Source organism: Lujinxingia sediminis, assembly GCF_004005565.1.
Classification (GTDB): domain Bacteria; phylum Myxococcota_A; class Bradymonadia; order Bradymonadales; family Bradymonadaceae; genus Lujinxingia; species Lujinxingia sediminis.
The window spans coordinates 126,019-140,774 of sequence record NZ_SADD01000011.1; the positions used below are offsets into that span (position 1 = coordinate 126,019).

Annotated in this window: 15 protein-coding genes; 10 read left to right on the plus strand and 5 right to left on the minus strand. The window is 60.4% G+C overall.

From position 1 onward, the window contains the following. Nucleotides 1-67: 67 nt before the first annotated feature. Entirely contained in the window at nt 68-625 is a 558-nt protein-coding gene (frr, locus tag EA187_RS15650) for a ribosome recycling factor (protein WP_115603698.1), read from the plus strand. A gap of 100 nt (nt 626-725) precedes the next feature. Here the strand turns inward: frr and EA187_RS15655 are convergent, their stop codons facing one another. Next, nucleotides 726-1,703 (minus strand): FHA domain-containing protein, encoded by a 978-nt coding sequence (locus EA187_RS15655; RefSeq protein ID WP_127780866.1) that lies wholly within the window; start codon nt 1,701-1,703, stop codon nt 726-728. Nucleotides 1,704-1,735: 32 nt separating this feature from the next. Then, nucleotides 1,736-2,230 carry a hypothetical protein gene (locus EA187_RS15660; RefSeq protein WP_127780867.1) on the minus strand — a complete coding sequence of 165 codons (495 nt, stop codon included), beginning with the start codon at nt 2,228-2,230 and terminating at the stop codon, nt 1,736-1,738. 153 nt (nt 2,231-2,383) lie between these two features. Here EA187_RS15660 and mce point away from each other — a divergent pair, with 153 nt between their 5' ends. Next, on the plus strand, nt 2,384-2,794 hold the full coding sequence (gene mce, locus EA187_RS15665; protein WP_115603701.1) for a methylmalonyl-CoA epimerase: 411 nt from the start codon (nt 2,384-2,386) through the stop codon (nt 2,792-2,794). Between the two features lies 1 nt (nt 2,795). Here mce and EA187_RS15670 read toward each other — a convergent pair whose 3' ends face one another. Beyond that, the gene (locus EA187_RS15670; protein ID WP_241250207.1) at nt 2,796-3,482 is read right to left on the minus strand and encodes an endonuclease III domain-containing protein; all 687 of its coding nucleotides are present in this window, start codon (nt 3,480-3,482) and stop codon (nt 2,796-2,798) included. Between the two features lie 316 nt (nt 3,483-3,798). On the opposite strand from EA187_RS15670, the gene EA187_RS15675 reads away from it, so the two are divergent. The 6 genes from EA187_RS15675 (at nt 3,799) to EA187_RS15700 (ending at nt 11,454) form a co-directional block, all read left to right on the plus strand. After that, nucleotides 3,799-5,856, plus strand: a complete 2,058-nt coding sequence (locus EA187_RS15675) for a PrkA family serine protein kinase (RefSeq protein ID WP_115603703.1) — start codon at nt 3,799-3,801, stop codon at nt 5,854-5,856. Between the two features lie 114 nt (nt 5,857-5,970). Then, nucleotides 5,971-7,086: a DUF444 family protein gene (locus EA187_RS15680; RefSeq protein WP_115603704.1), complete on the plus strand. Its 1,116-nt coding sequence runs from the start codon at nt 5,971-5,973 to the stop codon at nt 7,084-7,086. Nucleotides 7,087-7,122: 36 nt separating this feature from the next. Then, entirely contained in the window at nt 7,123-8,619 is a 1,497-nt protein-coding gene (locus EA187_RS15685; RefSeq protein ID WP_115603705.1) for a SpoVR family protein, read from the plus strand. Between the two features lie 20 nt (nt 8,620-8,639). Further along, nucleotides 8,640-9,728, plus strand: coding sequence for a quinone-dependent dihydroorotate dehydrogenase (locus tag EA187_RS15690; protein ID WP_206524402.1), 1,089 nt, complete (start codon nt 8,640-8,642; stop codon nt 9,726-9,728). Nucleotides 9,729-9,777: 49 nt separating this feature from the next. Then, a complete protein-coding gene (locus EA187_RS15695; RefSeq protein WP_127780869.1) occupies nt 9,778-10,221 on the plus strand; it encodes a hypothetical protein in 444 nt (147 codons plus the stop codon). A 54-nt stretch (nt 10,222-10,275) separates the two neighbouring features. Beyond that, the gene (locus EA187_RS15700; RefSeq protein ID WP_127780870.1) at nt 10,276-11,454 is read left to right on the plus strand and encodes a UTP--glucose-1-phosphate uridylyltransferase; all 1,179 of its coding nucleotides are present in this window, start codon (nt 10,276-10,278) and stop codon (nt 11,452-11,454) included. A gap of 140 nt (nt 11,455-11,594) precedes the next feature. Here EA187_RS15700 and EA187_RS15705 read toward each other — a convergent pair whose 3' ends face one another. Continuing rightward, nucleotides 11,595-12,008: a hypothetical protein gene (locus EA187_RS15705; protein ID WP_127780871.1), complete on the minus strand. Its 414-nt coding sequence runs from the start codon at nt 12,006-12,008 to the stop codon at nt 11,595-11,597. A 233-nt stretch (nt 12,009-12,241) separates the two neighbouring features. On the opposite strand from EA187_RS15705, the gene EA187_RS15710 reads away from it, so the two are divergent. Both EA187_RS15710 and EA187_RS15715 read left to right on the plus strand, forming a co-directional pair. Continuing rightward, a complete protein-coding gene (locus EA187_RS15710) occupies nt 12,242-12,847 on the plus strand; it encodes a hypothetical protein (RefSeq protein ID WP_127780872.1) in 606 nt (201 codons plus the stop codon). Between the two features lie 155 nt (nt 12,848-13,002). Beyond that, on the plus strand, nt 13,003-13,905 hold the full coding sequence (locus EA187_RS15715) for a bile acid:sodium symporter family protein (protein WP_127780873.1): 903 nt from the start codon (nt 13,003-13,005) through the stop codon (nt 13,903-13,905). Between the two features lie 20 nt (nt 13,906-13,925). Here the strand turns inward: EA187_RS15715 and EA187_RS15720 are convergent, their stop codons facing one another. Next, on the minus strand, nt 13,926-14,756 hold the full coding sequence (locus tag EA187_RS15720; RefSeq protein ID WP_127780874.1) for an AAC(3) family N-acetyltransferase: 831 nt from the start codon (nt 14,754-14,756) through the stop codon (nt 13,926-13,928).

The window sequence follows — 14,756 nt, forward strand, 5'->3', positions numbered from 1 at the left end:
CGATGCGGGCTTAGCCTGTGTCGGGTCTTCGGCAATGTTGCTCACGTTTTGTGATAGAGAGGAAGAGATGGTTCAGGAAGTCATCGAGGGTTTGCGCAGCGACTATGAAGAGACGCTCAATAAGCTGCGCCGTGAGCTGACCAAAATTCGTACCGGACGTGCCAACGTGAACATGCTTGATGGCGTGCGCGTGGAGTACTACGGCAGCCCCACGCCGCTGAGCCAGTTGGCTACGCTGCGCGTTCCGGAGCCGCGCCTGATTACGATTCAGCCCTGGGAGAAAAACATCATCTCTGACATCGAGAAGGCCATTCAGATGTCGGATCTGGGTCTGAACCCGTCGAATGACGGTACCTTGATTCGCGTGCCGATTCCCGCGCTTACCGGTGAGCGCCGCCAGGAGCTTGTGAAGGTGGCGCGTCGTGCCGGCGAAGACCATAAGATCGCGCTTCGTAACCAACGCCGCGATGCCAACGATATGGTCAAGCAGATGGAGAAGGACTCCGAGATCACCGAAGATGAGATGCATAAGGGCTTCGAGAAGATCAACAGCATCACCGAAGAGTTCACCTCGAAGATTGACGCGATGCTCGACAAGAAAGAAGCCGAGATCGTGGAAGTCTGAGGCGACGTCTTGGGATGAGGTTCCGGTGAGATGAAAAAGCCCGGCAGCGACGCTGCCGGGCTTTTTTTGTGTGTGGGCGATGCCGCTCGCCGCGGGAGCCTTAAAGAAAGGTCCAGAGTAGTGCGCCTGTGAGGCCGAAGAGCACGATAGCCGCCAGGAGGAGGGCGTACTCCCCTGAGGGGCGTTGGCGGAGCGTTGCGGCTGAGCGGTGGTGAGAGGTCGCCGGAGCCCGAGGTGCTTCTGAGCTGACGTTGGGCGTCTCTTCGTGTTCGGCTGCATCATCGACCGGCGGCGGTGTGGCCAGAAGATCGTCAGTGTCGGGATCGGCGAGTTTGACAGTTGCGCGGTGAATGGGCGTGGGGGGGGAGAGTGGCTCGACGAGCTCTTCGAGCGGGTCAACGAAGACCAACTCGCAGCTTCCCACCTGCAGACGCGCGCCGCATATGAGCGCGGTGGGCCGGGAGATCGGTACGTGGTCGAGCATCAGCGCATTCGCGGCCAGGGGCTCCACCACATACACCGCGTCTTCAACGAAAATCCGGGCTGCTTCGCTCGGGATTGACGGGTCGGGTAGTGGGAGAGCGACATGATCGCCGGAGCCCAGAAGATAGCGTGTGGGGCTGTTAAGCGCGTAGCGTCGACCGCTTCCCGGGCCGCTTAGAATTTCGAAGAAGGCATGCAGCTGCGTCTGGTCGCTGTGGTCGAGCGCGTTGTGAACGATCTCGTGCAGCGAGGTCGACGATTGTGCCATGGTGAAGGCGTCGCCGTCGTTTTCGACACGTTGCAGGATAAGGTTGAGGTCGCCCAGGCGGAGCGGGTTGTGCAGAGAGACGACGGTGGGATGGTGTGAACTCAGACGATGCGTCCCGATGAAGGTCCCGTTCGTACTTCCAAGGTCGGTGATCAGAATCTGCTCGCCGAGCATATCAATGCTCAGATGGCGGCCGGAGATGCTGGTGAAGGGGATGGGAAGATCGTTGTCGAGCTGTCTCCCCAGGGTGAAGGGGAAGTGGTCGGCGATGGCATGGCGAGCGCGGGTGCCATCGGCGGTTTCAAGGGTCAGGTGAAGACGGCGCATGCATACCTCCGCAGGTGGTATGCCAAACTGCGCTAGGCGTGTACGAGCCCTAGTTGGCTAAGTAAGAAGTAGAGAGCAGTTACGATGATAAACGCGGCGATAGCCGCACCCATCCCCGTGCGGCGCATACGCTGCCGAGCGATGCGGGCGCGGGTGGCCTCCTGATCACGGAGATCGACCAGGTGGTCGGGGTCGGGCGATTCCAGATACGACTGTGCGATGCGTGCCTCCCGGCGCCAGAAGCCACGCTCGGCGTCGTTGAGGCGCTGTCCTCGGATGTCAATGACGTAGTGCGCAACAACGTCGTTGTTTTGAAGGCGGAGGGTCAGAGTGGTGCCCAGTCCACTCATCTCACTGGTGCGCCAGCCGGCTCCGGGGGTTCCGCGGGTCAGCGTGAGGGCATCATCGTCGTCGGCCGCACGCGGCATATAGCCGTTGTGCACAAAGAAGTCGGCGAGCAGGTCGAGCGGCGCGGCGGGGTGCTCGTCGGGCAACGCGATGGTATGGGTGGTCTCGAAAGTCGACACGGGAGAGTGCCCGGGTTGAGGGAGATGCGTCAGAATACGGCGCTGGAATGACGTGAACTTTAGCACCCGCTACCACGGGTCGCAACGGCGTGACGTCCGGTGAGCCCGGGGTCGGAGCGTCGCCGATGGTGCGAGCACTATAAGGGAGAAAAGATGCTGGAGAAGATCGACCATATTGGAATCGCGGTGCGTTCGGTGGAGGCAAGCTCGGTACTCTACCGCGATGTTCTGGGCCTGGCCTACGAGGGAACCGAAGAGGTGGAGAGCCAGGGGGTAAAAGTGGCTTTTTTCCGGCTTGGTGAGGCCAAGATCGAGCTGTTGGAGCCCCTGCACGACGAGAGCCCGATCGCACGCTTTTTAGAGAAGAACGGGGAAGGGATTCACCATATCGCGCTGGGATGCGACGATCTCGACGCCTGGCGAGCGCGCATGGAAGAGGCCGGTGTGCGCCTCCTGAGTGAGGAGCCGATTGACGGAGCCCATGGAAAACTCATCACTTTTATGCACCCACGCGATACGGGGCGAGTGCTGCTGGAGCTGACGCAGCGTCGCCCTCAGGGGTGAGTCAGGCGGGAACCACTGGGGGGGGGCTGCCGGTGGGGCAGTCCCTGAGAATGGGGCAGCGCTCGCATAAAGGAGATCGGGCTCGGCACAGAGTGCGTCCGTGTTCGACCAACGCCATATGTGCCGGGAGGCGATCGTCGGGGGGAATGAGGGCCTGCATCTGCTGGTGGGCCACTTCATCGCTGAGTGAGGGGTCAAGCCAGCCCAGACGCTCGAAGATGCGGAAGATGTGTGTGTCCATCGGGAAGAGGGGCATGGCACAGGCTGCCATCAGCGTAAAGGCCGCAGTCTTTGGTCCAACACCTTTGAACTCTAAAAGGTAGGTGCGCGCCTTTTCAGGCTCCATCTGGTGCAGATGCTCCAGATCGTAGCGGTGACACTCATCGTGGACCCGGATGAGCAGCGCCTGAATGCGTTGTGCTTTCTGTCTGGCAAGCCCCGCCGGGCGGATAAGGTCTTCCACGGTCGGCGTGGGGGCATATGCAATGCGGTGCCAGTCGGCGTTGAACGACTCCAAAAGCTCGCCGAAGGCCTGGTCGGTGGCCGCACGGGTGGTTTGTTGGCTGAGGATCGTGCGCACCAGCGTGCCCAGCACGTCATCGCCGTCAGCGCGGCGCGGAGGGTCGTAGCGGTGGTAGAGGCGATCCAAAACGCGTCGCAGAGTGGCGAAGTCGGGGATGGTGTACATGCTCACGGGGGGCTCCGAGGAAGGGGACCCGTTTGAAATAGAGTTGTCGGGGCGGCCGGTTTTAACCCTGGGCGAGTTTTGAAGGTGTCGAGGTTCAAAAGGGGGTTTCGCCCACGGGCGATGTCTCGTAATCTGCGACCATCGCATTCAAGGCTGAGTCGGGGCGAGAAGCCCTGCTGAGAGGCATCGTCCGAAGGATCGGCACAGAAGTTGCTCCGTTCATCGTTTGTCGCTTACCAGAGGCGGTCATCGTGTCATGAGGGCCAGCTTTTACGATCATTGAAGCGCAAATCCAGACGTCAGGAGAATACCATCTATGAGCGCCAAAGAGAGCTTGCTGCATAAGATTGGCCGTCACCACGATATCGATGAGTACCGCGAACTGCACTGGGAAGGGAGCTTCGAGGAGTACCTGGACCTTGTGCGTGAGGACGTTCGGGTGACCCGTAACGCCTACCAGCGCATCTACGATATGGTGATGTCGTACGGGACCGAAGAGTACATCGATAACAAGAAGAAGATCGTCCGCTACAACTTCTTCAAAGATGAGATCACGGGTGGTGCCGACGCGATCTACGGGTTGGACATTCCGCTGATGCGTCTGGTCAACGTCTTTAAAGCGGCGGCCAATGAGTACGGGACTGAGAAGCGAATCATCCTCTTGCACGGCCCGGTAGGCTCATCCAAGTCTACCATCGCGCGTCTGCTCAAGAAGGGGCTGGAAGAGTACACTCGCACCGAGGATGGTCGGCTTTATACCTTTTCGTGGGTGATGCCCAAGGAGCTTCAGCACCTCACCGGCGGACAAGAGGTGCTCCATGATCCGATGAATGAGGAGCCGCTCAAGCTGATTCCTCAGGAGTGGCGTGCCGGCGCGCTGGAGGAGCTGGGTATTGAGAACGTCTCATCGATTCGGGTACGCGGTGACCTGAACCCGGCGAGCCGCTTCATCTTCAAAGAGCTGATGCGGCATTACGGCGGGGACTGGAGCCGGGCGATGGAGCATGTGCGTGTGCGGCGGATGCTCTTCAGTGAGAAGGATCGTGTGGGAATCGGGACCTTCCAGCCGAAGGACGAGAAGAACCAGGATTCCACCGAGCTCACCGGCGATATTAACTACCGTAAGATCGCCATCTACGGCTCAGACAGCGACCCGCGCGCGTTCAACTTCGATGGCGAGTTCTGCGTGGCCAACCGGGGGATCATCGAGTTTGTAGAGATCCTGAAGTTGGATGTGGCCTTCCTCTACGATCTTCTGGGCGCGACGCAGGAGCGTAAGATCAAGCCCAAGAAGTTCGCGCAGACCGATATCGATGAAGTGATCATCGGTCATACCAACGAGCCGGAGTACCGCAAGCTGCTCGGTAACGAGTATATGGAGGCGCTCCGTGACCGTACGGTGAAGATCGATATCCCCTACATCACGAAGTATCAGGAAGAGATCCGCATCTATAAAAAGGACTTCAATAATCAGCGTGTCAAAGGCAAGCACATCGCGCCGCATACCATCGAGATGGCGGCGATGTGGGCCGTGCTCACGCGTCTCGAAGATCCGAAGAAGCACGATCTGACGCTTTTGCAGAAGCTCAAGCTCTATGACGGGAAGTCACTCACCGGCTACACTCAGGACAACGTCAAGGAGTTGCGCAAAGAGACGCTTCGCGAAGGTCTGACGGGGGTAAGCCCCCGGTATATCCAGGACAAGCTGTCCAACGCGCTGGTGAGCGATAAGACCGAGAGCAGTATCAACCCCTTCCTGGTACTCAACGAGCTTGAGGGCGGGCTGAAGAACCACAGTCTGATCAGCAACGAGGAGGAGCGCGGGCGCTATCGGGAGCTTTTAGCGGTGGTTAAGCAGGAGTACGAAGACATCGTTAAGAACGAGGTGCAGCGAGCGATCTCGGCCGACGAGGACGCCATCTCCAAGCTGTGTGCGAACTACATCGATAACGTCAAAGCGTACACGCAGAAGGAGAAGGTGCGGAACAAGTACACCGGTCAGTATGAGGAGCCCGATGAGCGTTTGATGCGCTCGATCGAGGAGAAGATCGATATCCCGGATAGTCGCAAAGACGACTTCCGTCGCGAGATCATGAATTACATCGGTGCGTTGGCGATCGACGGCAAGCAGTTCACCTACCAGACCAATGAACGGCTTCGGAAGGCGTTGGAACTCAAGCTCTTCGAAGATCAGAAAGACTCGATCAAGCTGGCGAGCGTGGTCTCCAATGTGGTGGACCGCGATACCCAGGAGAAGATCGACATCGTGAAGCAGCGGCTTATTCGCGATTATGGCTACAATGAGGAGTCGGCCACCGACGTCCTGAACTTCGTGGCCAGCATCTTTGCGCGAGGCGACTCCAAGCAGCAATGAACGCGGCGCGCAGGTAGGTGAAGATGCCGGCGCCGCCCCCGAATGGGAGCGTGCGCCGGCTCAGTTTAGGCAGGTTGCGCAGGGGCGATGAGGGCTCGACGAGGGAATCAGGTCATGACGGAACTCAACAAGATCAAGCAAGATCATCGGCGCTTCAAACAGATCGTGCGCGGCAAGATTAAGCGCAACCTGCGCAAGTATATGAGCCAGGGCGAGATCACCGGTCGGCAGGGCAAAGATATTGTGAAGGTGCCCTTGCCGCGCATCGACATCCCGCGCTTTCGTTTTAGCCAAAAGCAGCAGGGAGGCGTGGGGCAGGGCGAAGGACAGCCGGGCGATAGTCTGGGTCAGGGCGAGGAGTCGCCCGGGCAGGCCGGACCGGCCGGAAACCAGGAAGGCGAGCACGGTGTTGAGGTCGACGTCTCGCTCGAAGAACTCGCCGAAATCATGGGCGAGGAGTTGGAACTGCCGCATATCGAGCCCAAAGGGGTGAAGAGGCTCGAGACGGTCAAAGATAAGTACTCCGGGATTCGTACGACGGGACCGGAGAGCCTTCGTCACTTTAAGCGCACGTACAAGGCGGCGTTGCAGCGGATGATCGCCAGCGGGGAGTACGACCCGGATAACCCGATCATCGTGCCGACCAAAGAAGATATGCGCTACCGCTCCTGGAAGCAGACGTCATTGCCGGAGTCCAATGCGCTGATCCTCTACATGATGGATGTGTCCGGCTCGATGGGCGATGAGCAGAAAGAGATCGTGCGCATCGAGTCGTTCTGGATCGATACCTGGCTGCGCAGTCAGTACGAAGGCATTGAGAGCCGCTACATCATTCACGATGCGACGGCCAAAGAGGTCGATCGCGACACGTTCTTTCGCACCCGGGAGTCGGGCGGCACGATGATCTCCAGCGCGTACAAGCTGGCGCTGCAGATTCTGGAGGAGGAGTACGCGGTCGATGAGTGGAACGTGTATCTCTTTCACTTCTCCGATGGTGATAACTGGTCTGTGGACGATACCGGCGATTGCATGAAGTTGATGCGTGACGGGCTTTTGCCCAAGGCGAATCTCTTTTGCTACGGGCAGGTGGAGTCGCCCTACGGGTCCGGGCAGTTCATCAAAGATATCAATGAGCACTTCTCGGGCCACGAGCGGGTGATCGTCTCGGAGATCAAGAACCGCGACGGCATTTACGATTCGATTAAAGAATTTTTGGGGCGGGGCCTCTAATCACAGGGCTGAGATCCTGCGAAGGGAAGGGACTTCATGAAGGCATTATCGCCACAGATTCAAGAAATCATCGCGCAGATTCGTGAGGTCGCCGAGGAGTTCGGGTTGGACTTCTTCGAGACGATCTTCGAGCCGGTGGATTATAAGCAGATGAACGAGATCGCCTCGTATGGCGGTTTTCCGACGCGCTATCCGCACTGGCGCTTCGGCATGGAGTACGAACAGCTCTCGAAGAGCTATGAGTATGGGCTCTCGAAGATTTACGAGATGGTCATCAATAACGACCCGGCCTACGCGTATCTTCTGGAGGGCAATAACCTCGTAGATCAGAAGACGGTGATTGCGCACGTGTATGCGCACGTCGATTTCTTTAAGAACAATTATTACTTCTCGAAGACCAATCGACGGATGGTCGATGAGATGGCGAACCACGGCGCGCGGATTCGCCGTTATGTGGATCGTCAGGGGATTGAGGCGGTGGAGAACTTTATCGACACCTGCCTCTCGATCGACAACCTGATCGACTACTACAGCCCCTTTATTGAGCGGCGCGGGGAGGCGGTGGATCCGGAGGAGCTCCGGCAACGGGAGGTGCCGAAGTTTCAAGCCAAAGACTATATGGATGAGTTCATCAATCCGCAGTCTTTCATCGATCAGCAGAAGGAGCGGATGGCCCAGGAGGCCGAGGAGGCCAGGCATTTCCCGCAGCGTCCGGAGCGCGACGTGATGCTCTTTCTGCTGGAGCACGCGCCGCTGGAGGGGTGGGAGGCCGACATTTTGTCGATCATGCGCGAGGAGGCGTACTACTTCGCACCCCAGGGTCAGACGAAGATCATGAACGAGGGGTGGGCCTCCTACTGGCACTCTAAGATTTTGACGACGCGGATTCTGGACGACTCGGAGATCATCGACTTTGCAGACATCAACAGTCGGGTGATGTCGAGCGCCCCCGGGCAACTTAATCCCTATAAGCTGGGCGTGGCGCTTTTTCGGGATATCGAAGAGCGTTGGAATAAGGGCAAGTTTGGCAAGGAGTGGGAGGAGGTCGATGATCTGGAGCGGCGCGACTCCTGGGATAAAGAGCTGGGACTTGGACGCGAGCAGATCTTCCGGGTGCGCAAGCTCTACAACGACGTGACCTTCATTGATGAGTTCTTAACCGAAGAGTTCGCCTCTCAGAGCAATATGTTCACGTACGGGTACAACCGTAAGAGCGGGCATTGGGAGATCGAGAGTCGGGAGTTTGAGGAGATCAAGTCACGCTTGCTCGACTCGCTGACGAACTTCGGGCAGCCCTTTATTTACGTGCGGGACGGAAACTTCCGAAATCGCCGCGAGCTTTTATTGCACCATAAGTTTGAGGGGACGGAGCTTCGGGCGGACTACGCTCATGAGGTGTTGGAGTCGATCTATCGGATCTGGAAGCGTCCTGTGAGTCTGGAGACGATGCGTGAAGAGAAGGGGCTTTTGATGTCGTATGATGGGGTGGAGCATAAGGAGCAAAACATCCCGTATGAGCGGCTCGGGGTGTGAGTCGGACGGAGGTAGGGCTGATGTATCGAGCGCTGCGCGGGGCGTTGTTCAGGCTGGATCCCGAGCGGGTCCACTACCTGGCAATGGGGGTGTTGTCGGCGGTAATGAAGCCGAGGGTCGTACGAGCGCCGCTGGGCCGGGCGCTGCGTGTGGACGATGCGCGCTTGAAGCAGGAGGTGTGGGGGGTGGCGTTTGAGACGCCGGTAGGCCTTGCGGCGGGGTTTGATAAGGATGCGCGCTGGGTCAACGCGCTGGGGGCGCTGGGGTTTGGGCATGTGGAAGTAGGTACGGTGACCGCGCTGGGGCAGGCCGGGAACCCCGGGCCACGTCTTTTTCGTCTGAGTGAGGATCAGGCGCTGCTGAATCGGATGGGGTTTAATAACGCGGGGAGTGAGGCGGTGGCGGGTCGCTTGAGGGGCACGAGGATCGAGCCCGTGCTGGGGGTGAATCTCGGGAAGTCGAAGGTGACAGCGCTGGAGGATGCGGCCGAGGACTACGCGACGACGCTGCGGCGTCTGCATCCTTTCGCAGATTATATCGTCGTTAACGTCAGTTCGCCGAATACCCCGGGGCTGCGGTCTTTGCAGGGACGGGAGCCGTTGGAGGCCTTGCTGAAGCGGTTGAAGGCGCTGAACTCAGCATTGAGCAAAGGAAGCCGTCGGCGGCCGCTGCTTGTGAAGGTGTCGCCAGACCTGGGGGATGAGGCTCTGGATGAGGTTGTGGAGGTTGTGGAGGGGGTGGGGCTGGACGGGATCGTGGCGACGAATACGACGGTGTCGCGCCAGGGGTTGAGGAGCGCGGGCGTGCAGGCGATGGGCGCAGGCGGGGTGTCCGGGAGGCCTGTGAAGTCGCGTAGTGTAGAGGTGATCGGCCGGATCTATGCGCGAACGGAGGGGCGTGTGCCGATCGTGGGTGTGGGTGGGATCTTCGGGGCGGCGGATGCATTGGCGGCGATGGAGGCTGGCGCGTCGCTTGTGCAGGTGTGGACGGGATTTGTGTATGAGGGGCCGCTGATGGTGCGGCGGATGAACCAGGGGCTGTTGAGGTTGATGGAGGCGCGGGGGTACGCGAATGTAAGTGAGGTAGTGGGGGCTGCGCATCGGCGGTGAGGATGCGGTCTTTGCGTGAGGGGGGAGGTCGGGCGTATGATGAGGGTGGATGTTGAGATTGAGTGGCGGGCGTGTGGAGTCGGAGGTTGCGATGGGACGACGCATCAAAAGGATGGTCGGGGTCGGGGTAATCGGCGGTGTGCTTGTGACGGCGACGTTTGCGATGGCACAGGGGCGCGATGCTGACGGCACCCGCATGCAAGCTCGCCAGGTCGCCGTGGGTTCCACTCATAGCGATCGGCTCTCGCCGCCGCAGGACCGGGAAGACTGGTATTTTGTGAGGGTGGATGAGGCCGTGGAGCTCAAGGTAAGTGTGCGGTCGCGTCCGGCGAGCGTGGCGCTGCGGCTGGAGTTGCAGGGAGCCACCGGCGATCGGCTTGCGGTCGCAGCCACCGAGCAGGGGAGTGCGCAGGTGGCGAAGCGAGTCAATCCGGGGATTTATTATATGCAGGTGAGCGGGGGAGACGCTCGTTACGAATTGAGCGTGCGCTGAGACGGGCTGAGTCGATGATGGATATCGAAGTCTGGGGACGTAGGATTCCGGGGGATGCGCGCGGGTGTGGGCGGCAATGATGCGATGAATGACGAGGACGCGATGGGAACGAGCGTGTTTGGCGCGCTGACGGATGGTGAAGTGGCGCTCTTGCGAGCGCACGGATTTGATGAAGAAGCTTTTGAGTGGTTGAGGACGCGGTTGCGCTCCGGGACGTGGACGGAGCGTCATAATGAGGTTGAGGGGCTGGTGGAGGCACCTGCCGAGGGAGATGTGGAGGGCTTGCCGGAGGAGGGGAGCGCGCGAGAGCGCGAACTTCGTGAGCGCGGTATGGAGGCGTTACGAGGCGGCGAGGTTGGCGCACTGGTGCTCAACGGGGGGATGGCCACGCGATTTGGCGGGGGCGTGAAAGGGTGCGTGGAGGTGCTGGAGGGGCGATCATTTCTGGGGATGAAGTTCGGCGATGCGCGGGCGTGGGGACAAGTGCCGGTGCTTTTGATGAATAGCTTTGCGACCGATGTTCTGACGAAGGAGCATCTGGCCGCTGAGGGGTACTTCGGGTTGGACCCGGAGCAGGTGATCCCGTTTACGCAATATGTGAGTGTGCGCTTGCTGCCGGATGGTGAGGTGTTTCGAGCCGGTGAGCCAGGAGGTACGCTGTATGCGCCGGGGCATGGGGATTTACCGGAGGCGCTGGGACGCGGTGCCTTGCATGCGTTTCGGGAGCGCGGCGGTCGCTATCTGATGATGTCGAATGTCGACAACGTGCTCGCCGATCTCGATCCGGTGATCGTGGGGATGCATGTGGAGGCGGCCGAGGCACGCGGCGTGGAGATGAGCGTGGAGGTCGTGCAGAAGTTGGAGGGCGACCAGGGGGGGATGCCAGCGCGGGTTGACGGGGCGTTGCAGATCCTGGAGGCGTTTCGTTTTCCGCAGGGCTTTGATGTCGATTCGATCCCGGTGTTTAACACCAATACGTTTATGTTCACGGCAGCGGCCCTGGATCGTGCATTTGATCTGACGTGGTTTCTGGTTCGCAAGCAGGTGGAGGGGCGGCAGGTGGTGCAGTTTGAGCGGCTGGCCGGGGAGTTGTCGGCTCATTTGAAGACGCGTTTTGTGGAGGTTGCGCGAAGCGGGGCGCGCTCGCGTTTCTTGCCGATCAAGCGTCGTGAGGATTTGCTGGACCATCGGCGCTTTCTGGCCGAGGTTGTTGGCGCTCGCGGGGCGGAGTGAGGTTGCAAAAGATGCTGTGAGGCGCGCATTGGCCTCAAGGGGAGCGTCTGACAAAAAAGGCCCACCGCGACGGATGCGCGGTGGGCCTTTTTTGCGAGCCGTGCGTCAGACTTCGGCGCACGGAGGCTCTGGTGCGAGTATCAGTGAGCGTGGTCGTGGCCCGCGTGGTCGTGGTTATGACCATGGCCAGCAGCGGCACCAGCGGCGCTCTTTTTGGTGAGCATCATGTTGCAGAGGGTGCAGCGGGTGGAGCCGTCGTTGGCGATGGCGTAGTGCACCGTGCCCATGTCGCAGTAATAGACGCCTTCGGGGATTTGCTCCGGCTGAACGGGGGGATCGAATTTAGTGCCTTCGGCGCTGACTTCGACCATGGGAAGTTCTTCGGCTTCTGCGGGGGCTGCTGCCTCTTCGGCGGCTTCTTCAGCTTCTGCGGGGGCTTCGGCTTCGGCCTGGGCGGGAGCTTCGCCTTCGGTCTCGGCGGGAGCGTCGGTTTTGCTGTCGCAGGCGACGAGCGTGAGGCAGAGGAGGGTGAAGAGAATGAGGTGTTTGAACATCGTATGGGTCCTGGTGGTGAGAGGTGACATGGTTCGTACGCCGTGTGGCGTGTGTAAGGGGGCGGAGTTTAGCATGTTATGCGTTGTAGGGGGAGAGGACTCAGGCCGGTGCGGTGCGGGGATGGAGAGATGTGTTAAAACGCGTTTCGTAGCCTGTTTAGGGTAGGGAGCTGGCAACCTAATTTTACGCGCGCTGAACGTGATGGGATGCGACGCAAATTTCAGGAGATACGATGAAGAAGATGATGATGGGTGTGTTGATGTGCGGTGTGGTTTCGGGATGTGGGTTGGATGGGACTGAGCCCGGAAACGACATGGCGGAGCCTGTGGACTGTAACTACTCCGAGACCGCTGTTGCGTGGTCGGACGAGGCGCCCAACGGTGTTGTGCCGGGAGAGGTGTTTGATGGGCTGAGCACCACGGCGACGGTGGAGGCGGATGAGTCGCCGAGCGCCGGTGAGGAGCTCTCGGTGATGATTGAGCGCGACGGTGATGACGCGTTCTATCTGGAGAGTGATGTGTGTGAGTCGCGTTTGGAGCTCCCGCTGATCTTCAGTGTGGCGACTGTGGATGGCGATGCGTTGGACGAGGCGTTTGCGGTGCGGGCTATGGTGAGGGAGGAAGGGCGTGTGGATGTGGATCACAGGTTTGAGGTGAGCGAGCTCAACGGGACATATGCTCCGAGTGTGGATGAGGCGGATACGACCGTGCTCGGGATGGTGTTGAGCGCGGACGTGGGGCCGACGGAGAGTGAGGCGATGATCCTGGTGGATCTGGAGCAAAGCAGCGGCGATGCGGTGTCGAATTTCCTGCAGCGGGACTGGGTCTGGAGTTGGTGAAGTGATGCGAGTCGGCCGGCCGGGGGGGCTGGCGGGCCGGGGGGGCGGGTTGGGGGGAGTTGCGTAAGAAAGGGGGGGAGGGGATACTTCGGGCTCACTGTTAACAGAATGCGGCCGGTGGGATTCGACGGTGCGCAGATGAGCTCGGAGAGATCATGGAAGAGAGTGTCCTGACGTCGGTGGTGCTGCCTCTGTCGCTCTTTATCATCATGCTGGGGATGGGGTTGTCGTTGGTGGTGGACGATTTCCGGCGAGTGGTGGTGTATCCGAAGGCGGTCGCGGTGGGGTTGACCAATCAGCTGGTGCTATTGCCGCTGGTGGGGCTGGGTTTGGCGGTAGCGTTCGGATTGAGCGCAGAGATGGCGGTGGGGTTGATGATCATCGCGGCGTGTCCGGGAGGGGTGACGTCCAACCTCATTACGCATGTGTCGCGAGGGGATACGGCGTTGTCGATCACCCTGACGGCCATCAGCGGATTTGTGACCGTGGTGACGATTCCGCTGATCATTGTGTTTTCGCTGGGGTTCTTTATGGGGGAGGCGACGACGGTGCAGCTGCCGCTGGCCCAGACCATCGGGCAGATCGTGGGGATAACGGTGTTGCCGGTGAGTCTGGGGATGCTGTTGCGGTGGCGTAAGCCTGCGCTTGCAGATCGGTTGGAGCGACCGGCGCGGGTGGGGTCGGTGGTGGTGTTTGTGGTGCTACTGATCGGGATCATTGCGGCGAATATTGAGGTGTTGCGCAATCATTTTGGGGAGCTTGCGGCGGTGACGATCGGGTTGAACGTGGCGATGCTGCTCATCGGGTTCTGGTCGTCGAAGCTACTGAAGCTGGAGTTAGCGCAGGCGCTGGCGATCTCGATTGAGTCGGGGATGCAGAACGGGACGCTCGCGATTGTGATTGCGACCTCGATCTTGATGCAGGGGCAGATGGCGGTGCCCGGCGGGATTTATAGCCTGGTTATGTTTGCAACGGGCGGAGCGATGATGGCGTACTTCGGGCGGAAGGGGGCGGAGCTGGCGGCGGAAGATGAGGTGGTCGCGGTGGAAGCGGCCTGAGGGGGCAGGGGGGATGGGGCTCAGTCGTCGGGGTGGCGGTGGAGCTCCATCCAGTTGGTGGCGAAGTCGACCAGGGTGGGCTGGTGAATGAGGCGTGAGGTGGCGTTGCCGACTTTCGCCAGGCGGACGTCGGGGGCGGAGTGGGAGGCTTCAAAGTCGCGGCCGAGCGCGGGGAAGTCGTCGGTGTCGAGGGCTAGCATGGGGTAGGTGAGCCAGGTGCGCCGGCCGTCGACAAGCATGGCGCAGCCTTCGGTGATGGTGGATTTTGCGGGGAAGTCGGCGCGGTGTTCGGCCAGGTGAAGTGAGGTGTTGCGCTCGTGGCCGACGCCGAGGAGGAGGATGTAACCGTCGAGGTCGTAAAGGCGCGCCAGGGGTGAGGATTCGCCGAATTCGTTGAGGAGAGGGTGGTTGTCGACGAGCTTTGAGGCGGCGGGTCCGAGGGCGGCGAAGGAGCCGACAGGGTGTGGGCTGCGGCGGGAGCCGGGCCAGGTGCGCAGGAGTTCGGCAAGTTGGCCCATGAGGTGGGAGGGGGTGCGTAGGGGGTCGAAAGCGGGGGAGGCGTCGCGGAGGGTTTGGACCCATTCGGCGGGGACGGGAGGGTTTTCCCAGCGGGCTGGATCGGTGTTGAGGGAGGTGTGGGTGGGGACCATCAGGGTGCCGTGGGGGCCGATGGTGTCGAGGAGAGCCTGGAGCAAAGTCTGGGCGCCGCCGGCGATGAAGCCGATGCGGCGCATGGAGCAGTGAACAAGGAGGTTGATGCCGGGGGAGATGCCCAGCGCGCGAAGCTCGCGGGTGAGGGTGGCGAGGGTGTGTGGGGCGTGGGTGCGGCGGATGAGGTCGGCGTGGGACAT

Coding starts and splice junctions, on each gene's coding strand:
- frr (WP_115603698.1), top strand. CDS start 68: ATGGTTCAGGAAGTCATCGAGGGTTTGCGCAGCGACTATGAAGAGACG.
- EA187_RS15655 (WP_127780866.1), bottom strand. CDS start 1,703: ATGCGCCGTCTTCACCTGACCCTTGAAACCGCCGATGGCACCCGCGCT.
- mce (WP_115603701.1), top strand. CDS start 2,384: ATGCTGGAGAAGATCGACCATATTGGAATCGCGGTGCGTTCGGTGGAG.
- EA187_RS15670 (WP_241250207.1), bottom strand. CDS start 3,482: ATGTACACCATCCCCGACTTCGCCACTCTGCGACGCGTTTTGGATCGC.
- EA187_RS15675 (WP_115603703.1), top strand. CDS start 3,799: ATGAGCGCCAAAGAGAGCTTGCTGCATAAGATTGGCCGTCACCACGAT.
- EA187_RS15680 (WP_115603704.1), top strand. CDS start 5,971: ATGACGGAACTCAACAAGATCAAGCAAGATCATCGGCGCTTCAAACAG.
- EA187_RS15685 (WP_115603705.1), top strand. CDS start 7,123: ATGAAGGCATTATCGCCACAGATTCAAGAAATCATCGCGCAGATTCGT.
- EA187_RS15690 (WP_206524402.1), top strand. CDS start 8,640: ATGTATCGAGCGCTGCGCGGGGCGTTGTTCAGGCTGGATCCCGAGCGG.
- EA187_RS15695 (WP_127780869.1), top strand. CDS start 9,778: ATGTTGAGATTGAGTGGCGGGCGTGTGGAGTCGGAGGTTGCGATGGGA.
- EA187_RS15700 (WP_127780870.1), top strand. CDS start 10,276: ATGCGCGCGGGTGTGGGCGGCAATGATGCGATGAATGACGAGGACGCG.
- EA187_RS15705 (WP_127780871.1), bottom strand. CDS start 12,008: ATGTTCAAACACCTCATTCTCTTCACCCTCCTCTGCCTCACGCTCGTC.
- EA187_RS15710 (WP_127780872.1), top strand. CDS start 12,242: ATGAAGAAGATGATGATGGGTGTGTTGATGTGCGGTGTGGTTTCGGGA.
- EA187_RS15715 (WP_127780873.1), top strand. CDS start 13,003: ATGGAAGAGAGTGTCCTGACGTCGGTGGTGCTGCCTCTGTCGCTCTTT.
- EA187_RS15720 (WP_127780874.1), bottom strand. CDS start 14,756: ATGTCCCACGCCGACCTCATCCGCCGCACCCACGCCCCACACACCCTC.